The organism is Bacteroidota bacterium, from assembly GCA_013696965.1.
Classification (GTDB): Bacteria; Bacteroidota; Bacteroidia; order JACCXN01; family JACCXN01; genus JACCXN01.
In genome coordinates this window covers 1-3,221 of record JACCXN010000012.1, presented here as the reverse complement: position 1 = coordinate 3,221, position 3,221 = coordinate 1, and the positions used below count along the sequence as shown (strand labels likewise).

The 3,221-nt window shown below is 34.3% G+C and carries 2 protein-coding genes; both read right to left on the bottom strand.

What is annotated here, in order from left to right; all coding sequences use genetic code 11:
• Nucleotides 1–638: 638 nt before the first annotated feature.
• Nucleotides 639–1,094 carry a hypothetical protein gene (locus H0V01_02580; GenBank protein MBA2582256.1) on the bottom strand — a complete coding sequence of 152 codons (456 nt, stop codon included), beginning with the start codon at nt 1,092–1,094 and terminating at the stop codon, nt 639–641.
• Nucleotides 1,095–2,006 (bottom strand): DNA polymerase III, encoded by a 912-nt coding sequence (locus H0V01_02575; GenBank protein ID MBA2582255.1) that lies wholly within the window; start codon nt 2,004–2,006, stop codon nt 1,095–1,097. It abuts the gene before it with no gap.
• Nucleotides 2,007–3,221: the final 1,215 nt, after the last annotated feature.

The window sequence follows — 3,221 nt, the reverse complement described above, 5'->3', positions numbered from 1 at the left end:
TCCTATCCTGAATTACCGTCCACAAGATTCCAAGGATTTTGGTTTTTAAACATAAGAAATTAGATTGTGATAAACATAGAATTATTCCGAAAGCATTAAGAAGAACATAACAAAAACCAAAATCCGTCTGGTCATTCAAAACATTCAAGGATTTGACTTAATCAACAGGAAATGAATATTAGAAATATCAACTAAAATCTTAAAATTTTTCGAAAGTAATTACGGTTTCAAATCCGAATTTTTTGAATGCACGCATTACGCCCAACGTTATTTGCATATATGCAGGTGGCGATTACAGCACCGAACCAATAACCGCGAGCAGCAAAGTTAATAGAAATTAAAGGCTTTGCAATAGAGTACCTAGACCGCCACTTGTGGGTATGCAATGTTATCGCTTGGCATTTCTCACTTCATAGAAAGTCACGATTATTTGCAAACAGCATAACGTCAATGAATGATGACAATTGCAGCGTGCGGTTGGGTGTTTCACTTTTTTAAAAAGGGGGGAGAAAAAAAACAAACTTCTTCTACTTTTGTGGGAAAGACAGAAGCTTATTTACAATTTTTGGATTGTGAGATGGCTGGCGGGAATTGTAAATGTGCTTATGGCTGTGGGAAAGGCAAGAATTGCTGACTTTTCAAATTGCATCAAGCTCGTCACTTTTTACTGTATTATTTTGGGCTGCCTTTTCTATTTTCTTTTCTATTTCTTTCTGAAATTCAGAATGAAGCATAGAGATAAGACCTACTTCTTCATCGTCACAATTTTCAATGTCTCTGCGTAGGACAAAGTAGTCTGTAAATTCTATAAAATCTTTACAATAAGCAGCACTTTTAATATTTGATTCAATTTCAGGAGTTATTGTAATATACCGCCACGCATTCTTTGATTCAACTTTAGAAAGAAGTGTTTCAATTACTTTAAGCCAAGAAGTTACATTTTTTTGAAAACGTTGTTCAGTTAATGAATTTAAATTACTCTTTTGCCTTTCTTTTTTTTCATTTTCTTTCTTTTTTAAACGTGAAGGGATTTCTAATTCATCAGAGAATTTCAGAGCTAATTGATTAGCAGTTATAACTAAATTATTTTTCATTTAAATATGTTTTAAAAAGTCGTTTTCCGATAAAATTTCTAAAGGTGCGCCTTTTTGAATAAGTTTAATAGCTTTTTCTTGTTTATTACTCATTCCTTCATCTCCAACTACTCTATAGTCTTGTTGGCCAACAATTAAAAAATCTGTATCTTTTGTTACGCCATTCCCTAAAACACCACCAATATCGGCAATTAATTTTTGAGCTTCAGCCCTTATCATAGAAGATAATGAACCTGTAAAAACAACTTTACGCTCATAAAAAACACTTTCAGGATTTATCTTGGAAGAGTCGCCAACAATATTTACAACAGATTTTAATTTGTAATTTCTTTTTGTTTCTGAAGGTTTATATCCTCCGTCATATAATTGTCCAACAGTTGCACCGAGTTTTTCTGTGAATTCTTCGATTGAATTTAACCCTACTGTATCAAAAGCCTTCAATGCTAACTCCGCAGTTGCTCTGCTGTCTGAAGCTGCACGGTGATGTTGAAGTTCAATTTTGTTTATTTTACAAAGTGTTTTTAAGTCATATGCAGGAAGTCCTTGCCATACTTTTTTAGAAAATATATAACTACAGGCATATGTTAGCGTTGGAAAAGGAATTTGATATTCCTGCATAGTGCGTCTTAATACACTAAAATCAAAACCTGCATTATGAGCAATTAGAAATTGACCTTCAATTAAAGGTCTAATTTCAGACCAAAGTTCATCAAATTCAGGTTTGTCTGCAACGTCTTCTGGAGTTATTCCGTGGATTGAAATATTAAATTCGTCAAAGTCGGAATACATAGGTTTAATTAACCAAGATTTTGTTTCAACTATTTGTCTATTTTTCACAAAAGTTAAACCTATTTCGCAGGGGCTGTCTCTGTCTGCCGTTGCTGTTTCAAAATCAATTGTTATGAAATCCATAATTGCATTGTCTATTTAATAAAATTGCTTATAACCTGTAATGTTTGAATAAATTTAGTGTTTTTTATATTAACAAACATAATGTTTATTTTAATTTATAGAATAGAATAGCAATAAATTTCGGATTGAATTTAATCATAAATGTTGTAATATAAAGCAGGAACGCGTGTGTAGGCGAAATGGCTCTTTTAATTTTGCCAAGGTGCGTGAGGTTTTTGAGAGAGGGGGTAAAAGTAAATGTGCCATTTCCTGGGTTGGCAAGTTTGTTTTTTTTGTGCGGGGATAAAAAAGTGAAGCACGAAGCGATGGCCTGCTTCAGGTGTTGAGAATTGCAGAAAAGTTGCTCAATGAAAAAGGCTGACTGTCACGTCTGTCCCACCGCTGCCCAATGCTGGGCGATAACGTTTCGCGGCTTACCGTAGGTGGGGCTTATAGCACCGTTCCTGTCCACCGAGCACGAAAGATAATAGAAAGCAATGACCTATGCAAACCACTGCACCCCCACTTGCGGTAAACCGCTGTTATAGCCAGTGTTTTATTTATTCAAATCGTCAAAGTCGTCCATTTTTTAGGCTTTTCAGTCAAAGTCAACAACACCTTAAATTCTATTTTCAAAAATTCTATTCTGTTATTTCGCAGCGTTCGTGTCTTGGAGTAGTAAGAGAAAAAATATTTATTATTCGTCAAGCTTAATTTCTTTTCTTGTTTATTATATTTGGAGTTTAAAATATATAAATGGCAACAAGTCCTTTTGTGTCAAGGTTAATTTTTGGGTCTATAGGTGGATTTATTTGTTGGATGATAAAAGGCTTTAAAGGTAAACTAAAAGAAGAATTTTCTGATAGCAAAAGAATCAGAAATTTTTTTGTCGGTATTTTTACGGTAATGTTAATTGTGATTCCTATTCTTTGGCTTTACCGTTAGCTGCTTAAAATTCCGTCAGTTTGTTAAATTCCGATTTTGTCAAGGAACTGCGGAAGAGTCAACCGCTTAAAAACCCAAAAAATTTATAAATATTTTTCTCGGTTAGGTTGCTAAAAGTCTTTTCGTTAGTAGATTTTCCATAGGATTCGTCATAACATTGGCTATAACGTTTCCTGCATATACGCTGGTGGCGATTATTGCACCGAACCAAAAACCGTGAGCAGCAAAGTTAATAGAAATTAAAGGCTTTGCAATAGAGCACCTAGACCGCCACTGGCGAATATGCAGTGT

Bases quoted from the DNA above. Each gene is read 5' to 3' on its own strand.
- H0V01_02580 (MBA2582256.1), bottom strand. From the start codon at position 1,094: ATGAAAAATAATTTAGTTATAACTGCTAATCAATTAGCTCTGAAATTC.
- H0V01_02575 (MBA2582255.1), bottom strand. From the start codon at position 2,006: ATGGATTTCATAACAATTGATTTTGAAACAGCAACGGCAGACAGAGAC.